Raw genomic sequence first — 23,954 nt, forward strand, 5'->3', positions numbered from 1 at the left:
GACTCAAGGAGGTATTGTCTCGTGGCTAAAAAAGTAGCTAATGTCGTTAAATTACAGATTCCTGCGGGTAAAGCAACCCCAGCTCCCCCAGTTGGACCAGCTTTAGGTCAAGCAGGTATCAACATCATGGGCTTCACTAAGGAATTCAACGCTCGTACCGCTGACCAAGCTGGTATGATCATTCCTGTTGTGATCAGTGTCTATGAAGATCGTTCCTTTGATTTCATCACTAAGACCCCTCCAGCAGCAACGCTGTTGAAGAAGGCCGCTGGTGTTGAAAGTGGTTCCGGCGAACCTAACACGAAGAAGGTTGCTACGGTAACCAAGGATCAAGTTAAGCAAATCGCTGAAACTAAAATGCAAGATCTAAACGCAGCTGATGTTGAAGCAGCTATGCGCATGATTGAAGGTACTGCCCGGAGCATGGGCTTCACGGTCGAAGGTTAAGCTCAGTTTTCGGATAGTCGGACACTTCACGAAAATGAAATGTGTCAAGTGGGAGGTTTATCCGTTACAACCACATTTGCAAGGAGGAATACACAAAAATGGCTCACAAACGAGGTAAGAATTATCAAGACGCTGCCAAAATGGTCGAGGCTGACAAGGTCTACGGCATGGGCGACGCGATTGATTTAGTTAAGAAGATGGATTTCGCTAAGTTCGACGCAACTGTTGAAGTTGCTTTCAAGCTTAACGTTGATACAAAGCAAGCGGACCAACAACTCCGTGGCGCATTAGTATTGCCAAATGGTACCGGTAAGGAAACCACGGTAATCGTATTCGCTAAGGGTGACCAAGCTAAGGCTGCACAAGCTGCCGGTGCTGACGTTGTTGGCGAACAAGACTTAGTAGAACGCATCCAAGACGGCTGGTTGGACTTTGACGTTGCAATTGCAACGCCAGACATGATGGCCCAAGTTGGTCGTTTAGGCCGTGTCTTAGGACCTAAGGGCTTAATGCCTAACCCTAAGACGGGTACCGTTACGATGAACGTCGAAAAGGCTGTTTCCGATGCTAAGAACGGGCAAGTTACTTACCGGACTGACCGGGACGGTAACGTTGCTGTTCCATTTGGTAAGGTTTCCTTTGATGCTGACAAGCTTGCCGGCAACTTGAAGACCATTGCCGAAACGATTGTTCGTATCCGCCCAGCCGCTGTGCGTGGGACTTACGTTCAACACGTTTCAATCGCATCAACGTTCGGCCCTAGTGTCGACGTTGACTTGGCTTCTTTATTAGCCTAAGTAAAATGTGATTTAAAAAAATCCCTTGCAATACGTTGACAGTGATGTCGAAGTATTGTATGCTATTGAAGTTGTATTTAATAGATCTACCTAAGACTCAGGTGGCCTAATGGTCTTAATTTCCTGCCGAGGAAGAAGTTTACTTAAACTTTGGACTCCTTATGTCTTGGTGGCATAGGGATTTTTTTATCCCACCAAACTACTCCGGGAGGTGAATTAATTTGAGTGAACAAGCTATCGCAATTAAGGCAAAAAAGGTTGATGAGGTTGTTGAAAAATTCAACAACGCCACCAGTGCTATCGTCGTTGACTACCGTGGTTTAACTGTTGAAGAAGCAACTGAATTACGGAAGCAATTACGTGAAGCCGGCGTTCATATGAGCGTTATCAAGAACAAGATCTTGGTTCGGGCTGCTGAAAAGGCTGGTTACAGTGATCTTAACGATCTCTTTGCAGGCCCTACTGCTGTTGCTTTCTCTGACGAGGATGCAATCGCCCCAGCTAAGGTTTTGAAGAAGTTTGCTGACGGTGTTGATGACCTTGAAATCAAGGGTGGTTTCATCGAAGACAAGATTGTCTCCGTTGACGAAATCAATGCTTACGCAAGCTTGCCAAGTCGTGAAGATCTTCTTTCTATGCTGGCTAATGTATTACAAGCACCAGTACGGAACGTGGCTTACGCGGTTAAGGCTATTGCTGAAAAGGGTGACGAAGGCGACGCAGCCTAAGTCCCTGATTCAAATTTGAAACATAAAATATAAAACCCAATTATTGGAGGAAAATAACATGGCTTTTGATAAAGATGCTATCATCGCTTCTCTTAAAGAAGCATCCATTACTGACCTTAACGACTTAGTTAAGGGTATCGAAGACGAATTCGGCGTATCCGCTGCTGCCCCAGTTGCTGCAGCCGGTGCTGCTGGTGGCGACGCTGCTGCCAAGGATTCATTCGACGTTGAATTAACTGAATCTGGTGACGCCAAGGTTAAGGCCATCAAGGCTGTCCGTGAAATCACTGGTTTAGGTTTGAAGGACGCTAAGGGCCTTGTTGATAACGTACCATCTATCATCAAGGAAGGCGCTACTGAAGACGAAGCTAACGACATCAAGGAAAAGCTTGAAGCCGTTGGTGGTACTGTTACTCTTAAGTAGTCACTTACACTTACAAATTAAAAACCGTTGCCTACGGGTGACGGTTTTTTTGTGCCGCCATTTTGCCGACTTAACCCTAGAGAAAATGAGTTAACTGGCAAGACCACGGACGGTTGGGGGAGAATGAACGGGCGATAGATCAAAAAATATTTGCTTACATTTAGTTAGTTAAAACGCTGATGGCTAGGGCTCTAAGTGAAAATTACTTATTTTAAGTTATCAAATGATTAATCGGTTTCTATTGTGATTAGTTAATGCCTATGATAACCTTGTGAACGTAAGCAAAACTATAGGAGGTCGCTAAACATGACAGTAAAAATTGGTGTTATTCTCGGAACGACGCGGACGAAGTCTTTAGGCGCCAAACTTTTTCGGTATTTACAAAAGACGGTGTCAACTGCGGATGTAACGTACACATGGATTGACTTGAAGGACTATCCACTACCATTTTATGATCACGAGGAAACGCCACTCTCTGAACCCATTCAAGGTTTAGCGGCCGCGGAGCAGAAGTGGTTGGACGTGTTGGCCGCACAGGATGGGTACGTTTTCTTGAGTCCAGAATACGATCACGCCATCACCGGTGTCTTGAAGAATGCGTTAGACTTTGTCGGCCCAGAGACGGCAGGTAAGCCGGTTCAAATCGTGACGTATTCAAAATACAGTGATGGTGGGATGCTTGCCGCGATGTCCTTCGTGGGTATTCTCCAGATGCTAAAGATGATGGTGCTGCCATCACCCGTGTTACTGTGGAATGCCGAACCTAATTTTCAAGACGACGGAACGTTGGTTGCCACGGCACCTAACAGTGACCACTTCGCAGCGCGGTTAGAGTCAGCCTTTGATGAGCTCCAACACTACGCGCAGATAATGAAGGACCATCCTTATTCGGCGAAGTAACTTAGAATAGTGGTAAAGTAATTAGAGCCAGAGGAGGCCAGGGATGCGGCCAGCCGTGGAGGTAGTTTTCGTGGTTTCAAAGCGAACGAGAAGACTGGTGGTTTTACAGTCTGAAGCATCCCTGTAGCAGACAGAATCCCTGACAGCCGCGGCGTATCAAAGTTTAGCAAATCTTCTATCTTCCCCACGGATTATTAACCAGTTACCAGCAGGGTTCCCCATGGTATAATGAGCTATCAGATTGGTTAGGACTAATACAGAGTGTTTTAGTCAGTCACAAAAGGGCATGGCCGCTGAATGCAGTAGTCATGTCCTTTTGTTTAGCGTAACGGTCAGGTGGTGGGTAAAGATAGTTAACTGTCGCAACAGTCGGTTAGCTTTGCCCCTTGATTGTTTTTTCAAAACGCTATTGAGATAATGGAGTTCTACGGGGGAGGTAGCATCATGGGGAAAGGATTGTGGGGTCGGATTCAGCGTCATTTAACGCTGATCAAGGGCCTCTTCATGTTTTCGATTTTAATATTTATTATTCAAGCGGTGGGTCGTGTGGCTAAGGAAGTGAACGGCCAGGACTTGCGGGCTGAGCTGGCAACGCTCAATACGGGGACGTTGCTGTTACTGCTAGTCTGCGGCTTCATTGCGGTTTTACCAATGCTGGTCTACGATTTTACGATCGTTGAATTTTTACCAGGTAAGTTTTCGCGCGGCTACATCGTTCGCAGTGGCTGGACTACGAATACCTTTACCAACTTGGCGGGGATGGGCGGCTTATTGGGCGCTAGTCTCCGTGCCAACTTCTATGCCAAAGCGGCAACTAAGAAGCAGGTCGTCTACGCCATTTCTAAGATTGCATTATTCCTGCTGGCGGGACTTTCCCTGGCCTGCTGGGTTGCGTTGATCATGTTATTCGGTTTTGATATTGGCCAGCCGTTTCGCGGGTATTGGGTCTGGTTATTGGGTGGGGGCCTTTACTTCCCCGGTGTCTTTGTCTTCACCCGCCTGAGTAATGGCGAATTTTTTCATGATCTAACCTTAAAACGCGAAATGAAGCTGATTGTCGGTTCCAGCCTAGAATGGGGAAGTTGTGCGCTATTTTTCCTATTGATCGGCTGGGCCTTGGGATTGCCAATTTCACTGGCAGCCGTCTTCCCGATGTTTGTCGTGGCTTCCGTGGCCGGCGTCGTGTCGATGATTCCCGGAGGTTTGGGGTCATTTGACGTCTTCATGATTATCGGACTGGGGTTCTTGGGCGTCAGTCGGGCCGACGCAACGGGGTGGTTATTACTCTACCGATTGTTCTACTACTTACTGCCATTTGCCGTGGGTGTCGGGTTCTTCATCCATGATGTCGGTCACCGGGTCAACCAGTTTCTAAATGGTTTACCGGTGACGATTTTGCGGCGGGGGGCCCACCTCTTCGTGACGACCTTCATGTATTTCTCGGGAGTCATGATGTTGCTATTTGCGACGATTCCAGACGTGGTGCTGGCTAACCGGTTGTACATGCGGCTTATCCCCTACATGTTTTATTTCTTAAGCCAGATGAGTAATATCATTATGGCCTTCCTGCTGATTGGGTTGGCGCGCGGCGTGGGTGCCCGGGTCAAACGTGCATTCTGGCCCACGTTGGTCGTCCTGGTCGTGGCAATCGTGATCACACTGTGGCGGGAAAACTTCCCAGTTGGTCTGGCAATCTTACTGGGGCTGGTCTTGGCCTGTCTCCTATTTGCCCGGCCGGAGCTTTACCGAACGAGTCTGAATTATTCCTGGGGTGGCCTACTGGTAGATGGTAGTATTTACGTGGGGACCTTTATCCTCTATACCATTATCGGTATTTTCAGCATGCAGGTCGGGACGCACCATCATCAATTTTTACCCAATGCTTGGCTGTTACCATCGACGCAGGTGTGGCTGAATGGTCTAGGTGGCCTCTTAGTTGCGCTACTGATTTTAATTGGAATTTACCGGTACTTATCCAGTGGTCGGCCAAAGTGGCTACAAGAGCCATATAATGCCCCCAGAATGCGTGCAATTATTGCCAAGTTTGGGGGAAATGAGGTCAGTCACCTGGCGTTTTTGCACGACAAGCGGGCCTATTTCTATCAGGTCGATGGTGAGGACCAGCTCTTCTTGCTGTACCGCCAAGAGGCAGACAAGCTGATGGTCATGGGGGAACCGATTGGCAATCAAGGCGTTCTGGAACCAGCGTTGAAGGCCTTCATGCACGATGCCGATCGGGCGGGCTTGCGGCCGGTCTTCTATGAGATCAGCGAAACACTTACCCTACGGCTCCACGAAATGGGCTTTGACTTCATCAAGGTTGGTGAAGAGGGCCACGTTGACCTGCAGACGTTTAAGTTAAGCGGTAAGGCGCGGCGGGGCGAGCGGGCGTTGATCAATAAGTTCCAACGGGAAGGCTACCGGTTCGACCTCTTACAGCCGCCGTTGAGCGATGAACAGTTCAGTGACCTACAGGCGATTTCCACATCGTGGTTGAACGATGAAACGGAAAAGGGCTTCTCTATGGGGTTCTTTGACCGCGACTACTTGAATGAGGCACCGGTGGCGGTGATGCGTGACGCCCAAGGAAAAATCGTGGCGTTTGCCAACCTCATGCCGACCGGTGAACGAACCATGACGTCGATCGATTTGATGCGGGCCAGTCATGACGCGCCCTCGGGAATCATGGACGGCTTGTTCGTCTACCTATTTGAGACCTGTCGGGACCAGGGCTATCAGAGTTTTAACCTGGGGATGGCGCCATTGGCCAACGTGGGGATGTCGGAGTTCAGCTTCATTGAGGAACGGGCAGCGCACCTTATTTATGAGTATGGTTATAACTTTTACAGTTTCCAAGGCCTGCGTGCGTACAAAGAAAAGTACGTTACGGACTGGCAACCCAAATACCTGGCCTATCGTAAACGGCAGTCGTTGATCTTTAGCATGTTACAACTACTCTTGATCATCAATCGCCGGCCGAATGTGACGCCACAATTTGTTCCCAAGTGGCTCACTGGCTGGTTGGTTGACGAAGTCCGGTGGCAGAACCGGGAGTGATAGTGGGAGGAGTGTAAGCGAACGACTCGCCGCCAACTATCAAAAATAATTTAAAAAAGCATCTAGCGAGAAGATTCAAGTCGCTAGATGCTTTTAAATTAACTGATAATAGAAGTTATGTTCGCAGCAGTCCATTGAGAAATGCCTCACGCATATGAGTGGAAAAATCGCTCTAAGCTGGCGGAGTTCCTGGCAGCCGCAGTACGTAAAATTAACCTAGTTCGTGTACTTGAAAGGCAGTTGATGGTGGAAGTTCGCGAAGCCGGCGAAAATACCGTCGATGGTGTCCGCGTCGATGAAGAGGTTCAGATTCTCTTTGGGGGCAAACCCTTCATCACAACATTTGTGCATCATCGCAACCAGTTCATCGAAGTAGTGATCGATGTTAAAGAGTGCGATGGGTTTTTGGTGGACGTTGATCTGGCTCCAAGACAGCATGGTCGTGAATTCTTCAAAGGTGCCGAAGCCTCCGGGGAGAACAATGAAGGCATCGGATTGCCGCAACATTTCGTCCTTGCGTTCATCCATGGTCGCCGTCTCGATAAAGGTGGTCACGTCTTCCTTGGCTAAGCCCATCTCGCGGAGAAAGGTGGGGATGATACCAATGACTTCACCGCCGGCCGCCATGGTCGAGGTGGCAATGGCGCCCATCAAGCCTTCCTTGCCGCCACCGTAGACAACGGGGTGGTTATTTTCGGCAAGATATTTTCCCAGTGCGTTCGTTTGAATCAGAAATTGTGGATCATAGCCGTGATTCGAGCCACAGAAGACACAGACGTTTTTAATGGTTGACATGTAAAGACCCCCAGAAATTAGATTTGGCATTATTATACCGCAATCCGCCCGGAAAAGTCTGGTAAACCGGTCACAGTGGCGGTGGGTAAGTGACTTAGTAAATGTTGGGACGCAACAATCGCGTGCAAATTGTGAAAAACTTTAGTCGATTCTAAAATAAAGGTGTTTTTGATGAAGGGGTCTGTGGCCATCTAACGGAACTCATGACACAAGCCAACTCCGGCCGAAGATCCCAGTATGTCTGACTGTTTCATGCAAGGAGGAAGAGGACTATGACGATTGGAAAGGTAACCGTTGCTGGTGGGGGCACGTTGGGAAGTCAAATTGCTTATCAAACGGCTTACAGTGGGTTAGAGGTCACCGTCTATGATGTGAATGCTGCGGCCATCGCAGCCGCTAAACGCCGGATGGCGACTTGGGACCAGGCTTACGCACAGGAGATGAATGCGACGCCAGCGGTCTTAGCTGCCACGAACGAGCACCTGCACTTCGCAACGGATCTCGCGACAGCTGTCGCGGACGCCGACCTGGTGATCGAAGCCATCCCGGAGATGTTGACCATCAAGAGTGCTTTTTATGGTGAGCTCGCAAAAGTAGCGCCGGCAAAAACAATCTTTGCCACCAACTCATCGACGTTAGTGCCCAGCCAGTTTGCGGCCATGACCGGACGACCGGAGAAATTCTTAGCGCTACACTTTGCCAACCATATCTGGGCCAATAACATGACCGAGGTGATGGGGCACGCCGGCACGGCCCCCGCAATCTATGAAGCCGGGGTCGCCTTTGCCCGGCGAATCGGCATGGTGCCAATTCAATTGAAGAAGGAGCAACCAGCCTACGTTCTCAATACGTTATTGATCCCATTCGTGGACGCCGCTCTGGTCCTCTGGGCTAAGGGCGTGGCGGATACCGAGACCATCGACCGGGCGTGGATGATTGCGACAGGCGCACCGATGGGGCCATTTGGGATTCTTGATGAGATTGGCCTACGTACCGCCTACAACATCATTTTGGCGGCCAGTGGCCAACCGGGTAAGGAATTCCTAGTGGATGTGGCACACACAGTCAAGACAGATATGATCGAGCAGAATCATTTGGGACAAGAGAGCGGAGCCGGTTTCTATCGGTACCCGAACCCGGCGTATGCCCAACCAGCCTTTTTGAAAGCGTAAACTAAAAAAGTCCCATCACCAACACCCTGTGCTCTGGGGTGCCGATGATGGGACTTTACTTTGTCACCTTATTTACTAGGATCTTCTGGATCAGTCGGTTCACCGATGTTGTAATCATCGTTGCTCATGGCTTCCACGTTACCTAACAGGTAGCCGTTACCAACTTGAGAGAAGAAGTCGTGATTGGCGGTTGAGGTGGAGATTCCGTTCATGACCACGGGGTTCACGTCGTCGGCCGTATCGGGGAACAGGGGGTCTTGACCCAAGTTCATCAGGGCCTTGTTGGCGTTGTAGCGAATAAATGTCAGGACTTGTTCCGTCCAGCCAATTTGGTCGTACAGGGTGTGGGTGTATTTTTCCTCGTTATCGTAAAGCTTGTAAAGGAAATCGTACATCCAGTCCTTCATGGCTTGTTGTTCGTTGTCGGTGAGTTCCTTCATGCCCAACTGAAACTTGTAGCCGATGTAGGTACCATGGACGGATTCATCCCGCAAAATCAGCTTGATGATCTCCGCTACGTTGTTCAGCTTGTTGTGTCCCAGATAGTAGAGTGGGGTGAAGAAACCGGAATAGAACAGGAACGTTTCCAAGAAGACACTGGAGATTTTCTTCTTCAGGGGATGTTCATCGTCGTGGTAGAGGTCGTAGATGCGCTTCGTCTTGTTCTGCAGAAATTCTTCGGAATCGCTCCATTTGAAAATTTCGTCGATCTCATCTGGCGTGTTTAACGTGGAGAAAATCGTGGAGTAACTCTTCGCGTGAACGGATTCCATGAATTGAATGTTGTTCAGGACGGCCGTTTCGTGGGGCGTCCGCACGTCGCGCCGTAACGCTGCCATGCCGTCTTGCGACTGGAGGGTGTCCAGTAAGGTCAATCCCCCAAAGACGTGGCCGACGACCCATTTATGGTCCGTGTCCAGTGTCCGCCAGTCGTCAAGGTCATTGGACACGGGAATCCGGGTGTCCAACCAAAATTGTTCCGTTAATTTTTCCCAGGTTGCCTTGTCGATTTCGTCGGAGACCTGGTTCCAGTTGATTGCTTGATAATTTTCTATTCTTGCCATGCTACCACTCCTTTGATTGTTCGTGAGTGTTGCCTTTGTTTAGAGATTAGATTGCGTTAAGTTGTCTGTACTGCGGCTGCCAGGGATTCCGCCTGCTGTGGGGACGCTTCGGACTGTGAAGCGGTCCTCTCGCTCGCTTTTAAGCCGCAAAATTCATGCGTCTTAAAAGTCGCCCATAGTGGCAGCTTTCAGCTACCACTATTTTCACGGCTGGCTACATCCCTGGCCGCCTCCGGCTCTGATTGATGATTTCCACGATAGGACTCGTAAATTGTCAATTCGTAACTGTTCAAGTTGAAAGTTTAGTCGCTAACAATTCTAACAGTCATTATCTATGTTGCCTCAGAACACCACTATAAGCCGAGAGGTCGGCAGATATGGGCTCAGGCGCGTCGTTCTGCTTGGTCGGCGTTCTTGGCCGGCCTAGTAGGAGGCCAAGCTTTAAGACTCGGATCTTTCGGGGCTTAAAGTTGTGCCCGCACCGTTCCAGCCCATATCTGCCGGCCGGTAAGGCGAAGGTCACACAAGTCATCCAAGTCCAACCAGTTTGCTAGATAACGCAGCTTTCACATTGGTTGGCACCAACTTCGTTGTTATCGTCGGTGAAGGTGCGGACGTAGTAGAGCGACTTGATGCCCTTGCGATATGCGTAGTTCCGCAGAATGCTGAGGTCTCGCGTGGTCATCTTGTCGGTCCGGCCGTTCTTCCATTCGTATAGGCCGGCGGGAATCGTGGAACGCATGAACAGTGTCAGGCTCATTCCTTGGTCGACGTGCTTTTGCGCGGCGGCGTAGACGTCAATCACACGGCGCATGTCGGTGTCGTAAGCGGATTTGTAGTAAGGCATGGTCTCATTGCTCAGGTAAGGGGCCGGGTAGTAGATCTTCCCAATCGTCTTCTCCTGGCGCTCTTCGATCCGGTTGATAATCGGGTGCAGGCTAGCCGTGGTGTCGTTGATGTAGGAAATGGAACCGTTGGGGGCAACGGCCATTCGGTTTTGGTGATACAGCCCATCGGCCATCACGTCGGCCTTTAAAGCGGCCCAGTCTGCTGGTGAAGGTAGCCAGACATTGGCGAAGAGGCCTTGAACCTTTTCAGATGTTGGTCGCCAGTCGTTTTCGGTGTAACGGTCGAAGTAAGTCCCGGAAGCGTAGGTACTCTTCTCAAAGTTGTGGAACGTTTCGTGTCGTTCCTTAGCAATCTGATTCGAGGCCTTCAACGTCCAGTAGTTGAGCAACATAAAGTAAACACTAGTAAAGGCGATACTGTCCTTGGAGCCATACATCATTTGGTTCTTAGCAAAGTAGCTGTGTAGGCCCATGGCACCCAGTCCAATTGTGTGAGCGAGTTGGTTGCCCTTTTGAATGGAAGGAACCACGTCGATGTCGGAGTGATCGGTGACGAAAGTTAAGGCCCGGACCATGGTCTCCACGGAGTGACCGAAGTCGGGGGAGGTCATGAGGTTGACGATGTTAGTGGAACCGAGGTTACAAGAGATGTCGGTTCCCTTTTGAATGTATTCTTGTTTATTGTTAACGGTCGAGGGAGTTTGAACCTGCATAATTTCGGAACACAGGTTACTCATCACGATGCGACCATCAATTGGACTTTCACGGTTGGCCGTGTCGATGTTGACGATGTAAGGGTAGCCAGATTCCTGTTGCAGCTTGCCGATGTCGGTCTCCAAGTCACGTGCCTTGAGCTTCTTCTTACGGATGTCGGGGTTAGCGACCATATTGTCGTATTCCGCGGTAATGTCCACGTAGGAGAAGGGCTTACCGTAGATGCGTTCGACATCGTAGGGACTAAATAGATACATATCAGCGTCGGCTTCACAGAGTTCATAGAACTTGTCGGGAACCGTGACACCCAGGGATAACGTCTTCAAACGAATCTTTTCGTCGGCGTTTTCCTTCTTGGCACCCAAAAAGGCCACGATGTCGGGATGAAATACGCTTAAATAGACAACGCCGGCCCCTTGGCGCTGACCGAGTTGGTTGGAGTAGGAGAAGCTATCTTCCAGTAATTTCATCACGGGAACCACACCGGAAGCAGCGCCTTCGATATGCTTGATGGGATCACCAGCACCGCGAAGGTTGGAGAGGCTGATACCGACCCCGCCACCGATTCGTGACAATTGCAGAGCGGAGTTAATGGTCCGGCCAATCGTGTTCATGTCGTCGGTCGACTGAATCAAGAAACAGGAAACCAGCTCGCCTCGGCGTGAACGACCGGCGTTTAGGAAGCTCGGCGTTGCGGGTTGGTAACGTTGGTGGATGATTTCATCGGCTAAATCGTGAGCCAGTTGTTGGTCGCCGTCAGCGAAGTCTAAAGCGTTCATGGCCACGCGGTCGATGAAGTTTTCTAAGTAGTAGTCGTTGTCGTCGGTCTTAAGCGCGTACTGGGCGTAGAATTTGTAAGCCGCCATGAAGGACTTGAAATGAAAATTCTGAGCCTTTAGATAGGCGTAGAGGTCTTCGATGAAACTCAGTGGGTAGGCGTCGATCACCTTTTTTTCCACGTAGTTATTAGCAATCAAATAGTCGAATCGGTCGCGGAGTGAATCAAATTTCTTCGTGTTGGGGACGACATTTTCCTTTAGAAAGGCTTGGAGGGCTTCTTGGTCCTTATTTAGCGGAATCTGCCCGTTTACCGGGATGTTGATCTCGTTGTTCAAGTCGTAGTACGTGACATCTTTTAAGTCTTTTAAGCTCATACTGGTCGTCTCTTCCTCTCTGATGGGTCGAAGTGTGTAAACACGTTAGATCAAATAAAAATGGCGACACCGTGAACAAACACGACGTCGCCAAGACGGGTTTGTGCCAGGCTAGTTAGCCCGCAATCTTAGTTAATTGGTCGGGTCGGAACCCATAAAAAGCGGGAAGACCGGGTGCTTCAACTACGGGAACGGCTTGAAAACCTTGTTCCTTGAGATATGACACGTATTCTGGGTTCTGATTGATGTTCCGTTCCTCAAAGTCCACGTTGTGTTCGCTGAGAAAACGCTTTGTCATCTTGCATTGCATACAGTTGTTTTTTGAATAGATCGTTACTTTCATTGTTGCCACATCCTCTAATTTCAATATCAATGAACTTAGTGTACACCAGATATAGAAAATTTCAATCAAAAAAGACACCATATTTTGTAGTTGAAATATACAATAACTACTAAATATAGTGTCTAGCACGATAATCTTTTTTTATTAGCCACGATGACCTATCTACGGTAAAATAAGGGGTAAAGGTGGCGGAGAATTTGACTAATCACTATTATACACAAAATCCAGACGTTTTACACGAAGAACAACACTGGCCATTTACCCTCTTAGGTAACGAATTGTTGTTTACCACCGACAACGGCGTCTTCTCGAAGAACCGGGTGGACTACGGGTCACGGGTGTTGTTGGCCGCATTTAACGCGGATAAGACCCCAGCCGGTCCTTGGTTGGATCTCGGAACGGGCTATGGCCCAATCGGCTTGGCACTAGCAAAGAAGTGGCCAGAACGGCAAGTTACGATGGTCGACGTGAACGAATTGGCCTTGAATTTGGCGCGGCAAAATGCGGTGGCCAACCAGATTGAAAACGTTGAGATCAAGACGTCAGACATTTATGCGAACGTCACGCAGCGTTACGCGGCCATCGTTACCAACCCGCCAGTTCGGGCCGGCAAACAGGTTGTCACGACCATGCTAGAAGGCGCAGCGCAGCACCTGTTACCCGGTGGGACGTTGACGGTGGTCCTGCAGAAGAAGCAGGGTGCACCATCGGCCAAGAAGCACATGACCGAAACTTTCGGGAACTGCCAGATCTTGAAAAAAGATAAAGGGTACTACATTTTGGAAAGCACACTGAACTAACTAGCGGTGAAAGGAGGGGACTGACGTGCGGGAGCGAACGTATACGCCACAACAACGTCATTATATGGAAGAAGCTTTGTTTGAAGCTGACCAGGCGGCCATCATTGGCGAGGTCCCCATCGGCGCGGTTATCGTGCATGACGGCCAGATCGTTGGCCGGGGGCACAACCTCCGTGAACATGGCAACGACGCCATGCTTCACGCGGAAGTGCGGGCTATCGAAGAGGCGTGTGCGACCCTGAGAAGCTGGCGGCTCAACGACTGTCAACTCTACGTGACGATTGAACCGTGTCTCATGTGTAGCGGCGCCATTGTCAATGCCCGTATTCCGGAGGTCTTTTACGGCGCCCGGGACCCCAAGGCCGGGGCGGTGGACAGCCTCTACCAAACGCTCACGGACGACCGGTTGAACCACGTGGTCAAAGTCCACGAGGGCTTAATGGCTAAAGACGCCGGCGAGCGCATGGTCAGTTTTTTCAAGGCGGCCCGCAAGCGTCAAAAGGCCGCCAAGAAAGCCCGCAAGGCGGCACAGCGGGCTGAGAGTTAGTTGGTTTGGGTCGAGTGTGTGACCGGCTTATCTCTGTCCAGTGTGGGAGACTAAACTATATTTGTAGGCAGAATGATAGCCAGGATAGGGACTAATGTGATGGTTTTGCCCAGTTCTATAATTGAGCGGTTATTGTTGGAAAACACTAACTTAGCCGGAGGAGGGCAGGGATGTAGCCAGCTGTGTCGATGGTGTTAGCTGGCGTTTCTCAGGTAGCTTACAGCATGGGACGACCTTTGAGACACGTGGTCTTCGTGGCTTAAAGTCGAGCTGGAACCCCGGGCCTAAGGGGTGGAAGCGACCCCATAGCAGGCGGAATCCCTGGCAGCCGCAGTGCGGACAACTTACGTCAGTCTAACTGACAATTGAGTAGACAGAGTTGGGGAATCATGATACACTAGTACTTGCCGTTAAGGCCTTGAAGCAAGGGCGGGCCTACGAATCGTGTCAGGTCCGGAAGGAAGCAGCACTAAGTTCGTTTCGCTTTGTGCTTCAAGTTTATGAGCTAATTAATAACTCCTAGTCATTGACTGGGAGTTTTTTCATACCTTTAAAAAAGTTTTTTACCCTATAGAAGAATCGTGTCAGCTGTTAAGTTGAGCACCTTAATTTCCCGTAAATACTTGCCGTCAATCCGTGACAGCTACCGGGCAAAAAGGCTATAATTATACTCAGCGAATTTGAAGTAAAGGTCCATTGATTCTGGAAGTTTTCTTACAAATTTGAGGAAAAATATTGGCATAACGCGACTTGTGTTTGCGATGCTTAGTTGTGTCTTAAACAGGTATTTACGGCTATTGACATGTATCTATGGAGGGACGTTATCATAGCCGGAGGAGGTCAAGGATGTAGCCAGCCGTGAAAATGGCGTTGGCTGGCGTTCTTTGCTAGCCTAGGCCATGGGCGATTTGAAGACGTGTGTTTTTCACGGCTTCAAATCGAGCGAGAAGCCCGGTTCTCAGGCTGAAGCGTCCCCACAGCAGGCGGAATCCCTGGCATCCGTAGTGCGGCCAGTTCATACTAACTTTAACCATTTGAAGAAAGGAACAGATTGCATGGCTTATCAAGCACTCTACCGGGTCTGGCGGCCCCAGCGTTTTGACGATATGATCGGGCAAGAGGTCATTACCCGGACGTTAAAGAACGCCATTACGACCAATCAAATTAGTCATGCGTACTTGTTTGCTGGGCCCCGGGGAACCGGGAAGACGTCAGCGGCCAAGATTTTTGCGAAGGCCATCAACTGTCATCACCAGCAAGACGGCGAGCCCTGCAACGAATGTGACACCTGCAAGGCCATCACGGACGGCACGCTAAACGATGTCATCGAAATCGATGCGGCCTCTAACAACGGGGTCGAAGAAATTCGTGACATTCGGGACAAGGTCAAATATGCGCCGACCGTGGCCGACTACAAGGTCTACATCATCGATGAAGTTCATATGCTGTCGACGGGGGCGTTCAACGCCCTACTGAAGACTCTTGAAGAGCCACCGGCTAACGTGATCTTTATCCTGGCCACCACGGAACCCCACAAGATTCCGGCCACGATTATTTCGCGGACCCAGCGGTTTGATTTCAAACGAATCGCGGCCAACGATAGCTATCAACGGATGATCTACATCTTGGATCAGAAGAAGGTCACCTACGACGAACAGGCCATCAAGGTCATCGCAAAGGCAGCCGAGGGGGGGATGCGAGATGCGCTGAGTATCTTGGATCAGGCCCTGTCCTTTGGTGATAACGAAATCACGTTGGACAATGCGCTGCTGGTTACTGGCAGTGTGACCCACGAGCTGTTGGCGACTTACGTTCAGCAGGTCCTGAGTGGTGACACCAAGGCCGCACTGGCGACCCTGCAATCGGTTCTAGAAGCCGGTAAGGATGCCGAGCGGTTTACCGAAGATGTTATCAGCTACGCCCGAGACCTGCTCCTTTACCAACAAGCACCACAGTTGGTGGAAGGGGCCGAAATGGGCAGCGTGAGCGACGACTTCCAAGCCTTGGCGAAGAAAACGCCAGCCCAGACCATGTATGCCATGATCAATGAGCTAAACGCGATTCAACAGCAGATGCGGTTTACGACCCATCCCGACGTTTATTTAGAGATTCTGACCATCAAATTGGCCGAAATCGGTCGGCAAAATGGGGCGGCTCCCGTTGCAACTGCCGTGCCGGCAACGCCAAACGCCGAGGCACCTAGTGCGCCGCAGCCGGCAGCCGAGTCGAGTGACGTGACGGAGCTGCAACATGAGATCGACCAGTTGCGTTCTGCCGTGAAGCATTTGGAACAGGCGCCAAGTACCGCTAAGGCGGCTGCGGCCCCGGCAAAACCACGAGTGACCAAGTCGGCGCCAGCCAAGGAAGTCAACTTGGCAAAGATTTATCCGGTGTTGGGCTCGGCCACCCGTGAAAAGCTCAACCAATTACAGGAAGTCTGGCCAGACCTCTTGAACAGCCTGTCGATTACTCAACGGGCAGTCATGAAGGTCTCGCAACCAGTCGCAGCGGCGAACTCCGGTGTGATCGTGGCCTTTGACTACTCCTTCCTGTACCAACGGGCGACGACCGACCATGAGTTGACCGACGCCTTGGAAAATGGGTTGGATCGAATGATTGGAACGGCCTTACCAGTGGTTTTTGTGCCTAAGGAAGACTGGCCAACTATCCGGAAGAACTATTTAACGGCGCACAAGGCGGAGCTTCAAGCCAACTCGGACACGCCAGCCGAACCAGAGAAGCCGGCGGAAAATCCGGTGGTCACTAAGGCCGAGGAGCTCTTCGGCAAGGATATCGTTAACGTTAAAGCAGATTAAAATTTGAAAGGATGAGTACAATGCGGAACATGGGAAATATGGGGAACATGATGAAACAAATGCGTCAAATGCAAAAGAAGATGGAAGAGGACCAAAACAACCTGAACGCCCAAAGCTTCACGGGAACGTCACCAGACGACATGGTTCAAGCAACTTTTACGGGTGACCGGAAGATGACTGATCTGACTATCAAGCCAGAAGCCATCGACCCAGATGACCCCGACATGTTAGCTGACTTGGTCTTGGCTGCCGTTAACGATGCCCTCAACCAGATCGACTCAACCACTAAGCAAACGTTAGGCAAGTACACCCAAGGGATGAACATTCCCGGGATGTAAGGTTAGAAAGGACGTTGTGACCTATGCAGTATCCAGAACCCATCGCCCAATTGATCGACAGCTATATGAAGTTGCCGGGCATTGGTCAAAAGTCGGCAACCCGGCTGGCGTTCTTTACCATTGATATGGCAGAGGACGACGTCACGGCGTTTTCTAAAGCGCTGGTCTCCGCCAAACGGGACCTCCATTTTTGTTCGATCTGTGGCAACATTACCGAGAGTGATCCGTGTTCTATCTGCGCGGACAAGACGCGGGATCAGTCTCACGTGTTGGTCGTTGAGCAGGCCAAGGACATTATGGTCATGGAAAAAATGAAGGAATATCATGGCCTGTACCACGTCTTACAAGGGGTCATGTCACCCATCGAAGGTAAGGGACCAGAGGACTTGAACATTGCGAGTCTGATCAACCGACTCCAGAAGAATCCGGCCATTAAGGAAGTCATCATTGCCACTAACGCCACGCCAGAAGGTGAAGCCACGGCGATGTACCTGTCACGGCTGATCAAGCCGGCGGGGATTAAGGTGACCCGCTTGGCCCACGGCTTGTCCGTCGGCAGTGATATTGAATACGCCGATGAAATGACGTTGTTCAAGGCGGTTGAAGGCCGTACCGAAATGTAAGGAGGAATCGCGGATGTTTGGGAAAAAGAAACGGCAACTTCCCCGGTTAAAAGCGGCATACGATGAACAGCTTCTGTTGAGCATCGATGAAGCCAAGGACCGGTGGGACCACGCCAAACAAACCGAAGAGGCCATTGCGGACGCCGACAATGAAATGACGGCGAACACAGCGTTAGCGCGCCAAACGTACCTCTTCTTGTACCGCGAAGCACGGCGTCGCCAGGTCAAGGGACAACACATTTCAGCTGCAGTGTTCCGCGACTAGACTGTTTGAAGCGAATGTTGGAAGTCATCCTTTTGGGGGTGGCTTTTTTAATATAGTTTTTGAGTCTGAGACAAGAGCCCGGATTTTCTTTTGGCATATTGCTGAGACGTGGGACAAAGGGCTAGCCATAAAGGCTATAATTGTTTTTGGAACTGAAACGATTATTTTTTAAAAGCTTAGTTTGAGCCGGAAGCGGCCAGTATAAACTTATTCTAAATCAGCAATTCCCAGGGAAAACTGGCTGAAAGCTGGCGTTGCAAATAGACATCAATTCTGAATTCAAGTACAATATAGCTATCAATCAAAAATGGGGTCGAGTATTTTGTCAGGAACGTTTATTAGCTTTGAAGGACCAGACGGCGCCGGGAAAACCAGTGCTTTGAACACGATTACGGCACAGATTCAGCCCTTATTAGGTGACCGGTTGACGATTACTAGAGAGCCCGGTGGCAACCCGATTTCGGAAAGCATTCGGGCAATTATTTTAGATCGCGCCAATACGGCCATGGATTACCGGACCGAAGCGCTACTGTACGCGGCAGCGCGGCGGCAACATTTGGCACAGACGATTCTACCGGCCTTGGCGGCTGACAAGCTCGTTTTGTGTGACCGCTACGTGGATAGTTCAGTCGCCTATCAGGGGGCCGGCCGTCAGATTGGCGAGGCCGCGGTTGCCCGCATGAATGAGTTTGCGACCGACGGCTTGTTGCCTGACCTGACGATCTATTTCGATGTGCCAGCAGCGGTTGGCCTGAAACGGATTCAGGCTCACCGGGATCCTAACAAGGTCGATCGCCTCGACGTTGAACAAGAGACCTTCCATGACCGGGTCCGCGCCGCTTATTTACGGCTACAGGCCGCCCATCCAGAACGGATTAAATTGATCGACGCCACCCAAGAGCCAGACCAGGTCGTGGCGCAGGCGTTAGTCTTGATTAAGCAAACGGCACAGCGTTACTTTTAACACCGGCATTTGAGGGAGGAATTTAAATGAAATTATTAATCGCAATCGTCCAGGACAAGGACGCTAATCGGCTTAGCAATCAGTTCATCGACAACGATATTCGTGCAACGCGGCTGTCGACGACCGGGGGCTTTCTGAAGTCTGGGAACACCACATTCATGATTGGACTGGAAGACGAACGGGTCGACGAGGTCTTGGACATGATCAAGGCCGCCAGCCACACCCGCCAACAGTTTATGACACCACCAGTCAATTTGGATGCGCAGCTTGACAGTACATCTTCGTACCCAGTCGAGGTTCAGGTCGGTGGGGCGACGGTCTTTGTCTTACCCGTTGACCAGTTCCACCGCTTTTAGGAGGCACCATGACGGAAGAATCCGTGGTCGCCACGATCCAGCACTTACAGCCGGAATTGACGACTCACTTTATGCACCTGGTTCAGACAAACCATCTCGCGCACGCTTACTTATTTAATGGTGCCGATGGGACTGGTCGGCAGGAGTTGGCCACGGTGATCGCGATGCGGCTATTTTGCCAGCACGTGACCGCGGAAGGCTTGCCTTGTGGTCAGTGTGCCGAATGCCGGCGAATCTTAGCTGGCGACCATCCCGATGTCGTCAGCGTCATTCCGGATGGGCAGCGCATCAAGGTCGATCAGGTCCGCTACCTGAAGTCGGAGTTCACTAAGAGCGCCGTGGAAGGTAATCAGAAGATCTTTATTGTCGATCAGGTCGACCGCATGACGACGGGGGCCGCGAATAGTTTACTGAAGTTCATTGAAGAACCCGTGGGCAATACGGTAGCGCTATTGTTGACCGCCAACAAGAACTTGATTTTACCGACGATTCTGTCGCGAACCCAAGTGGTTGATTTCTTACAGGTCGCGCCCCAAGCCTTTGCCCAAGCACTAGAGAAGGCCGGTGTGGCGCCCAGCCAACGCTACCTGTTAGCCACATTGACGGAAAGTGTCAGTGCGGCGCAGGAGTTGACGGCAGATGACTGGTTGAAGGAAGCGCAGACCCAAGTTGGCCAGTGGTTCAGTGCCTGTACGCAAGGTGATGAGCAGGCTTTTGTGCGGGTCCAAACGAAACTATTACCATTGGCGTTGAACCGTGACCGGCAAGGCGTGTTACTCGATATGCTGGTTCAAGTCTGGCACGATGCGCTCCGGCAACAAGCGGGGCAGGTCGCCAGTGATGATTTGGCCTTTCCACAGGTTGCGACCGCCAGTCAGCAGGTGAGCCAACGGTTGAGTATCGATCAGTTGGTCAACGTGATGACGCTGACCCTCGCGACCCGGAGTCAGTTGGCCGGCAACATGAACTTTCAGACGATCTTAGAGGCGTTAACACTTCAGATTTTGGCGCAAGTCACGCGCTAGCTTAGTTTAGCAGGGAGGGGTGGCAATTGGATAAACAAGAAGTTTACGAGCAATTTAAAAGCTTAGAGGACCAGTTACAGCAAATGTCCGCCCAATTCGGTGACCTACAGACTGAAATGACGCAGGTGTTTGAACGCAACGCCGAGTTAGAAATTGAAAATCAGCGGTTACGTGACCTGGTACGGGAGCTTCAAAAGACCTTACCAGAGGACCCGGGGACGCCCCAAGGACTCTCCAAGTCGCGACAGATTTTGGAAAAACTCTACGAAGAAGGCTTTCACGTCTGCCGTGAATTTTACGGGACGCGCCGCAAACAAGACGAAGAGTGTGCCTTTTGCTTAGAAGTTATTTACCGTGATCAGTAGGAGGTCAGCACCATATGGAACGACGAAGAAGTTTTCAAGCCGAGGCAATTGGACATCTATACTTAGTGCCCACCCCCATCGGTAACCTCGACGATATGACCTTTCGGGCGGTTAAGACCCTGAAGGATGCGGATTTGATTGCCGCTGAGGATACCCGGAACACCCAGAAATTATTGAATCATTTTGAGATTGAAACGAAACAGATCAGTTTTCACGAGCACAATACGCAGGAACGGATTCCCCAACTAGTAGCTAAATTACAGGCGGGGATGCAGATCGCACAGGTCAGTGATGCGGGGATGCCATCCATTTCGGATCCCGGCCATGAGCTGGTCAATGCCTGCATCGACGCGCACATTCCGGTCGTGCCCTTACCCGGGGCCAATGCGGGGTTGACCGCGCTGATTGCGTCCGGTTTAGCCCCACAACCATTTTATTTCTACGGTTTCTTGGACCGCAAACCGAAGGACCAGCGCTCAGAAATCGATAGTCTGTCCCAACGGCCAGAAACGTTGATCTTCTACGAAGCGCCCCATCGGCTGAAGAAAACCTTGCAGAACCTGGCCGCTGGCTTTGGCGATGATCGGCCGGCGGTCCTTTGCCGCGAGCTGACGAAGCGCTACGAAGAATTCTTGCGTGGTAGTCTGGCCGAGCTAGCAGAATGGGCAGCCACGGACACGGTGCGGGGCGAGTTTGTCGTCCTAGTGGGGGGCAACCCGGCACCGACGACCACCGCGACGACGGCCGTTGACCTGAGTGAACCCGTTGAGGTACAAGTCGACCGGTTAATCGCTGCCGGCGACAAGCCGAATGCGGCCATCAAAGAGGTCGCCAATTTGCGCGGCTTGAAGAAGCAAGAGGTCTACCGGACCTATCATCATTTAGACGAGGAGTGACCTAGGTGGCTGCAAACGAATTTTCCGAAAAACATCGTATTGTTTATTATGAGGCCGATGACACCGACCAGTTAACGTTGGCGAAGCTCATTGACCTCTTTGTCTTGGTCTCCGAGGATCAGAACGCTGACCTTGGAATCACGACCGAAAAAATTCAAAGTCTGGGCGTGGGCTGGGTCGTCACGCAATACCACATTCAAATTGACCAGTTACCGCGGACCGGGGAGACGGTCACCGTTAAGACACGGGCCACGGCCTATAACCGTTACTTTGCGTACCGTGAGTACTGGTTACTTGATGCGACCGGCAAGCAGCTGGCGTACGGTGAAGGAATCTGGGTCACGATGAGCTACGAGACGCGTAAAATTGCGACGATTCCGGCCGCAATCATGGCGCCCTATCACAGTGATCCCGTGACGCGATTACCGCGGTTGCCACGACCAGATAGGGACGATGCCACGGCGACGAGTCGGGTGAAGCCTTACACGGTTCGTTACTTCGATATCGATCACAATGGTCATGTGAATAATGCCCACTACTTCGACTGGATGCTGGACACCTTGCCCGCCGAATTCTTACGGCACCATCACGCAACGGATGTTCGGATTCGATTCGAAAATGAAGTTAAGTATGGCCAACAGGTGACCAGTGCGGTGACCCAACCGGAACTCACCACGACCCAGCATGTCGTCAGCTTTGGCACAACGACTGCCGTTCGCGCAACGGTTCAGTGGACGGACTAAAGATTGTGTTTAGCTGGTCGCACTGCGGCTGCCAGGGATTCCGCCTGCTGTGGGGACGCTCCAGACTGAGGGGCGGTCCTCCGACTTAGACTGATTTCTGCCATGACAAACGATGAGCACTGACAATGTTCGTGAGGGATGTTCAGTGTAGAGCTTATCTTGCAGTAAAGAGCAGTCTTCGAGGCTTCAAGTTGCGTCCGCACCGGTCCGGCCCATATCTGGCGACCGGTAAGGCGATTGGAAAGTTTTCAATCTTTAGCTTTTGGGAAAAGTAAGCAGGGAGGGTGTTGTTCGCCCCGCTTTGTGGTAGTATAGTAAACTGATAAAGTCAGTAAACGGAAAAGTAACCGAACCCTTAAAAGAGCGGTGGAGTATCAAGGCCGCCGCTTTTCACATTTAACGGTTGGCAGCAGGTCAAGCTGTGGCGGCGAAACAAATTAAAGGGGACCCCAAGTAATCATGAAGATTTTAGCAATTGATACATCGAATCGACCATTGAGCGTCGCCGTATTGGACGACACAACGGTACTCGCGGCTATTACCGTGACGGTTCACCAGAAACACGCGGAATATTTATTACCAGAGATCGAACGGTTGTTGGCGATGGCTGATCTGAAGCCTACCGACCTAGATCGAGTGGTTGTGGCAGCGGGTCCCGGCTCATATACCGGTATCCGCATTGCCGTGACAACGGCCAAGACCTTGGCCGCAACGCTGAACATTGATCTGGTGGCTGTCTCCAGTCTGGCGACCTTGGCTGCTAACGTGCCGGTTGAAGGGGCGTTAGTCGCACCACTGTTTGATGCCCGCAATCAAAACGTCTTTGCCGGGTTGTACCGTGTTCGAAAGGGCCGTCCCGTTGCCGTGATCGCTGACGCACATACGAATGTCAGTGACTTCTTGGCTGAGGTCAAGGAATACGCCGAGCCCATCTGGTTCTTGGGTGACGCCGACCATTTCACGGAGCTGATCAGCACGACCGTTTCGGCGGCGACCCCCGCTGTGAGTCCATGGTTGAACTTACCCCAGGTCGCAACGATTGGCCTGTTGGGTCGTGATTTACCACCAGTGACTGATGTTGACCGTTTCGTACCTAATTATCTTCGTTTGACACAGGCCGAAGCCGAATGGCGAGCTAAGAATCCAGAAAAGGAACCCGAATCCTATGTTGAAAAAATTTAAAAGCTGGTATAAAAATGTATTCGGTAGCCGGCGAGAACTGGTACGCGAAGAAACGATGGACGTTAAGAATCACCGCGTGGAGATTCGTGATGTCACTTACTTTGTCGCTAAGGCGCTGTTTACCGATATTCCTGAAATGATTGAAATTGAACGGGCAGTGTACTCTGGTCAGGCCCCGTGGGACTCCACGGCATTTGCCAATGAACTGCGGCGGGAAAAGGATCGACTCTACTTGGTTATTCGGAAGAACGATAAGCTGTTGGCGTTTATTGGCAGTACGTTTGACGAGCGGACCCGCGATGCGCATATCACAAACATTGCTGTTCTGCCCGAATTTCAGAGTCGGGGCTTGGGTCGTTTCTTGATGGGCGTTATGATCAAAAAGGCCAAGCAACTGAATTACAAGTCTGTCAGTCTAGAAGTACGCGTGTCGAATAGTAATGCGCAAAAGTTGTACCGCGACTTGGACTTTGAACAGACCGGCATCAAACGTGGCTATTATTTTGGCGACCACGAAGATGCCGCTGACATGGTCCTGTATTTAAAAGAAGAACCAGAGGAAACCGACTAGAAAAGACGAGTTGGTGCTAG

25 protein-coding genes, 1 other RNA gene and 1 other annotated feature are annotated in these 23,954 nt (G+C 50.8%); of the genes, 22 read left to right on the forward strand and 4 right to left on the reverse strand.

The features are described from left to right. The first annotated feature begins 21 nt into the window (after positions 1 to 21). The 6 genes from rplK (at position 22) to mprF (ending at position 6,353) form a co-directional block, all read left to right on the forward strand. Complete coding sequence (gene rplK / locus FC99_RS03455) at positions 22 to 447, forward strand: 50S ribosomal protein L11 (protein ID WP_020088139.1); 426 nt, start codon at positions 22 to 24, stop codon at positions 445 to 447. 98 nt (positions 448 to 545) lie between these two features. Further along, the gene (gene rplA / locus FC99_RS03460; RefSeq protein ID WP_048732451.1) at positions 546 to 1,244 is read left to right on the forward strand and encodes a 50S ribosomal protein L1; all 699 of its coding nucleotides are present in this window, start codon (positions 546 to 548) and stop codon (positions 1,242 to 1,244) included. 71 nt (positions 1,245 to 1,315) lie between these two features. After that, positions 1,316 to 1,440, forward strand: a sequence feature (ribosomal protein L10 leader region). A 25-nt stretch (positions 1,441 to 1,465) separates the two neighbouring features. Next, positions 1,466 to 1,972: a 50S ribosomal protein L10 gene (rplJ, locus tag FC99_RS03465; protein ID WP_048732450.1), complete on the forward strand. Its 507-nt coding sequence runs from the start codon at positions 1,466 to 1,468 to the stop codon at positions 1,970 to 1,972. A 58-nt stretch (positions 1,973 to 2,030) separates the two neighbouring features. Then, positions 2,031 to 2,396 (forward strand): 50S ribosomal protein L7/L12, encoded by a 366-nt coding sequence (gene rplL / locus FC99_RS03470; protein WP_048732449.1) that lies wholly within the window; start codon positions 2,031 to 2,033, stop codon positions 2,394 to 2,396. 306 nt (positions 2,397 to 2,702) lie between these two features. Then, positions 2,703 to 3,296: an NADPH-dependent FMN reductase gene (locus FC99_RS03475; protein ID WP_048732448.1), complete on the forward strand. Its 594-nt coding sequence runs from the start codon at positions 2,703 to 2,705 to the stop codon at positions 3,294 to 3,296. 444 nt (positions 3,297 to 3,740) lie between these two features. Then, positions 3,741 to 6,353, forward strand: a complete 2,613-nt coding sequence (gene mprF / locus FC99_RS03480; RefSeq protein WP_048732447.1) for a bifunctional lysylphosphatidylglycerol flippase/synthetase MprF — start codon at positions 3,741 to 3,743, stop codon at positions 6,351 to 6,353. Positions 6,354 to 6,569: 216 nt separating this feature from the next. Here the strand turns inward: mprF and FC99_RS03485 are convergent, their stop codons facing one another. Next, positions 6,570 to 7,148 (reverse strand): LOG family protein, encoded by a 579-nt coding sequence (locus FC99_RS03485; protein WP_048732446.1) that lies wholly within the window; start codon positions 7,146 to 7,148, stop codon positions 6,570 to 6,572. A gap of 272 nt (positions 7,149 to 7,420) precedes the next feature. Between FC99_RS03485 and FC99_RS03490 the strand changes: the two genes are divergently transcribed. Further along, complete coding sequence (locus FC99_RS03490; protein WP_048732445.1) at positions 7,421 to 8,320, forward strand: 3-hydroxyacyl-CoA dehydrogenase; 900 nt, start codon at positions 7,421 to 7,423, stop codon at positions 8,318 to 8,320. Positions 8,321 to 8,388: 68 nt separating this feature from the next. On the opposite strand, the gene nrdF is transcribed toward FC99_RS03490, so the two are convergent. From nrdF to FC99_RS03505, 3 genes are all read right to left on the reverse strand, one after another. Next, positions 8,389 to 9,384 (reverse strand): class 1b ribonucleoside-diphosphate reductase subunit beta, encoded by a 996-nt coding sequence (gene nrdF, locus FC99_RS03495; protein WP_048732444.1) that lies wholly within the window; start codon positions 9,382 to 9,384, stop codon positions 8,389 to 8,391. A gap of 550 nt (positions 9,385 to 9,934) precedes the next feature. Further along, positions 9,935 to 12,100, reverse strand: a complete 2,166-nt coding sequence (gene nrdE, locus FC99_RS03500; protein ID WP_048732443.1) for a class 1b ribonucleoside-diphosphate reductase subunit alpha — start codon at positions 12,098 to 12,100, stop codon at positions 9,935 to 9,937. Between the two features lie 115 nt (positions 12,101 to 12,215). Then, the gene (locus tag FC99_RS03505; RefSeq protein WP_048732442.1) at positions 12,216 to 12,443 is read right to left on the reverse strand and encodes a redoxin NrdH; all 228 of its coding nucleotides are present in this window, start codon (positions 12,441 to 12,443) and stop codon (positions 12,216 to 12,218) included. Between the two features lie 197 nt (positions 12,444 to 12,640). Here FC99_RS03505 and FC99_RS03510 point away from each other — a divergent pair, with 197 nt between their 5' ends. The 15 genes from FC99_RS03510 to rimI all read left to right on the forward strand — a co-directional run bounded on the left by FC99_RS03510 (position 12,641) and on the right by rimI (position 23,934). Then, a complete protein-coding gene (locus FC99_RS03510; protein WP_048732441.1) occupies positions 12,641 to 13,243 on the forward strand; it encodes a class I SAM-dependent methyltransferase in 603 nt (200 codons plus the stop codon). 25 nt (positions 13,244 to 13,268) lie between these two features. Further along, positions 13,269 to 13,790: a nucleoside deaminase gene (locus tag FC99_RS03515; protein ID WP_082153173.1), complete on the forward strand. Its 522-nt coding sequence runs from the start codon at positions 13,269 to 13,271 to the stop codon at positions 13,788 to 13,790. A 415-nt stretch (positions 13,791 to 14,205) separates the two neighbouring features. Further along, an RNA gene (gene ffs / locus FC99_RS13570) (signal recognition particle sRNA small type) lies at positions 14,206 to 14,292 on the forward strand. A gap of 553 nt (positions 14,293 to 14,845) precedes the next feature. Then, on the forward strand, positions 14,846 to 16,606 hold the full coding sequence (dnaX, locus tag FC99_RS03520) for a DNA polymerase III subunit gamma/tau (protein ID WP_048732440.1): 1,761 nt from the start codon (positions 14,846 to 14,848) through the stop codon (positions 16,604 to 16,606). 20 nt (positions 16,607 to 16,626) lie between these two features. Continuing rightward, a complete protein-coding gene (locus tag FC99_RS03525) occupies positions 16,627 to 16,944 on the forward strand; it encodes a YbaB/EbfC family nucleoid-associated protein (protein WP_048732439.1) in 318 nt (105 codons plus the stop codon). 23 nt (positions 16,945 to 16,967) lie between these two features. Continuing rightward, on the forward strand, positions 16,968 to 17,567 hold the full coding sequence (recR, locus tag FC99_RS03530) for a recombination mediator RecR (protein ID WP_048732438.1): 600 nt from the start codon (positions 16,968 to 16,970) through the stop codon (positions 17,565 to 17,567). A gap of 13 nt (positions 17,568 to 17,580) precedes the next feature. Further along, positions 17,581 to 17,832 (forward strand): YaaL family protein, encoded by a 252-nt coding sequence (locus FC99_RS03535; protein WP_048732437.1) that lies wholly within the window; start codon positions 17,581 to 17,583, stop codon positions 17,830 to 17,832. A 307-nt stretch (positions 17,833 to 18,139) separates the two neighbouring features. Next, positions 18,140 to 18,796, forward strand: a complete 657-nt coding sequence (gene tmk, locus FC99_RS03540; protein WP_156166880.1) for a dTMP kinase — start codon at positions 18,140 to 18,142, stop codon at positions 18,794 to 18,796. 26 nt (positions 18,797 to 18,822) lie between these two features. Continuing rightward, a complete protein-coding gene (locus FC99_RS03545; protein ID WP_048732435.1) occupies positions 18,823 to 19,152 on the forward strand; it encodes a cyclic-di-AMP receptor in 330 nt (109 codons plus the stop codon). Positions 19,153 to 19,160: 8 nt separating this feature from the next. Next, positions 19,161 to 20,177 (forward strand): DNA polymerase III subunit delta', encoded by a 1,017-nt coding sequence (gene holB / locus FC99_RS03550; protein ID WP_048732434.1) that lies wholly within the window; start codon positions 19,161 to 19,163, stop codon positions 20,175 to 20,177. A gap of 26 nt (positions 20,178 to 20,203) precedes the next feature. Beyond that, positions 20,204 to 20,542 carry a DNA replication initiation control protein YabA gene (locus tag FC99_RS03555; protein ID WP_048732433.1) on the forward strand — a complete coding sequence of 113 codons (339 nt, stop codon included), beginning with the start codon at positions 20,204 to 20,206 and terminating at the stop codon, positions 20,540 to 20,542. A 14-nt stretch (positions 20,543 to 20,556) separates the two neighbouring features. Then, positions 20,557 to 21,438, forward strand: coding sequence for a 16S rRNA (cytidine(1402)-2'-O)-methyltransferase (gene rsmI / locus FC99_RS03560; RefSeq protein WP_048732432.1), 882 nt, complete (start codon positions 20,557 to 20,559; stop codon positions 21,436 to 21,438). A 5-nt stretch (positions 21,439 to 21,443) separates the two neighbouring features. Then, positions 21,444 to 22,181 (forward strand): acyl-[acyl-carrier-protein] thioesterase, encoded by a 738-nt coding sequence (locus tag FC99_RS03565; protein WP_048732431.1) that lies wholly within the window; start codon positions 21,444 to 21,446, stop codon positions 22,179 to 22,181. Positions 22,182 to 22,640: 459 nt separating this feature from the next. After that, positions 22,641 to 23,363: a tRNA (adenosine(37)-N6)-threonylcarbamoyltransferase complex dimerization subunit type 1 TsaB gene (tsaB, locus tag FC99_RS03570; RefSeq protein ID WP_048732430.1), complete on the forward strand. Its 723-nt coding sequence runs from the start codon at positions 22,641 to 22,643 to the stop codon at positions 23,361 to 23,363. Beyond that, a complete protein-coding gene (gene rimI / locus FC99_RS03575) occupies positions 23,347 to 23,934 on the forward strand; it encodes a ribosomal protein S18-alanine N-acetyltransferase (RefSeq protein WP_048732429.1) in 588 nt (195 codons plus the stop codon). The genes tsaB and rimI overlap by 17 nt, the downstream gene beginning before the upstream one ends. Positions 23,935 to 23,954: the final 20 nt, after the last annotated feature.

This window comes from Levilactobacillus koreensis JCM 16448 (genome assembly GCF_001435525.1).
Taxonomy (GTDB): domain Bacteria; phylum Bacillota; class Bacilli; order Lactobacillales; family Lactobacillaceae; genus Levilactobacillus; species Levilactobacillus koreensis.

What these genes read in the sequence shown, in the direction of transcription:
- nrdF (WP_048732444.1), bottom strand. Translation starts at nt 9,384, where the DNA reads ATGGCAAGAATAGAAAATTATCAAGCAATCAACTGGAACCAGGTCTCC.
- rplA (WP_048732451.1), top strand. Translation starts at nt 546, where the DNA reads ATGGCTCACAAACGAGGTAAGAATTATCAAGACGCTGCCAAAATGGTC.
- tsaB (WP_048732430.1), top strand. Translation starts at nt 22,641, where the DNA reads ATGAAGATTTTAGCAATTGATACATCGAATCGACCATTGAGCGTCGCC.
- mprF (WP_048732447.1), top strand. Translation starts at nt 3,741, where the DNA reads ATGGGGAAAGGATTGTGGGGTCGGATTCAGCGTCATTTAACGCTGATC.
- tmk (WP_156166880.1), top strand. Translation starts at nt 18,140, where the DNA reads ATGGGGTCGAGTATTTTGTCAGGAACGTTTATTAGCTTTGAAGGACCA.
- holB (WP_048732434.1), top strand. Translation starts at nt 19,161, where the DNA reads ATGACGGAAGAATCCGTGGTCGCCACGATCCAGCACTTACAGCCGGAA.
- dnaX (WP_048732440.1), top strand. Translation starts at nt 14,846, where the DNA reads ATGGCTTATCAAGCACTCTACCGGGTCTGGCGGCCCCAGCGTTTTGAC.
- rimI (WP_048732429.1), top strand. Translation starts at nt 23,347, where the DNA reads ATGTTGAAAAAATTTAAAAGCTGGTATAAAAATGTATTCGGTAGCCGG.
- rplL (WP_048732449.1), top strand. Translation starts at nt 2,031, where the DNA reads ATGGCTTTTGATAAAGATGCTATCATCGCTTCTCTTAAAGAAGCATCC.
- FC99_RS03475 (WP_048732448.1), top strand. Translation starts at nt 2,703, where the DNA reads ATGACAGTAAAAATTGGTGTTATTCTCGGAACGACGCGGACGAAGTCT.
- FC99_RS03490 (WP_048732445.1), top strand. Translation starts at nt 7,421, where the DNA reads ATGACGATTGGAAAGGTAACCGTTGCTGGTGGGGGCACGTTGGGAAGT.
- rsmI (WP_048732432.1), top strand. Translation starts at nt 20,557, where the DNA reads ATGGAACGACGAAGAAGTTTTCAAGCCGAGGCAATTGGACATCTATAC.
- FC99_RS03485 (WP_048732446.1), bottom strand. Translation starts at nt 7,148, where the DNA reads ATGTCAACCATTAAAAACGTCTGTGTCTTCTGTGGCTCGAATCACGGC.
- FC99_RS03545 (WP_048732435.1), top strand. Translation starts at nt 18,823, where the DNA reads ATGAAATTATTAATCGCAATCGTCCAGGACAAGGACGCTAATCGGCTT.
- FC99_RS03505 (WP_048732442.1), bottom strand. Translation starts at nt 12,443, where the DNA reads ATGAAAGTAACGATCTATTCAAAAAACAACTGTATGCAATGCAAGATG.
- FC99_RS03535 (WP_048732437.1), top strand. Translation starts at nt 17,581, where the DNA reads ATGTTTGGGAAAAAGAAACGGCAACTTCCCCGGTTAAAAGCGGCATAC.
- FC99_RS03525 (WP_048732439.1), top strand. Translation starts at nt 16,627, where the DNA reads ATGCGGAACATGGGAAATATGGGGAACATGATGAAACAAATGCGTCAA.
- recR (WP_048732438.1), top strand. Translation starts at nt 16,968, where the DNA reads ATGCAGTATCCAGAACCCATCGCCCAATTGATCGACAGCTATATGAAG.
- nrdE (WP_048732443.1), bottom strand. Translation starts at nt 12,100, where the DNA reads ATGAGCTTAAAAGACTTAAAAGATGTCACGTACTACGACTTGAACAAC.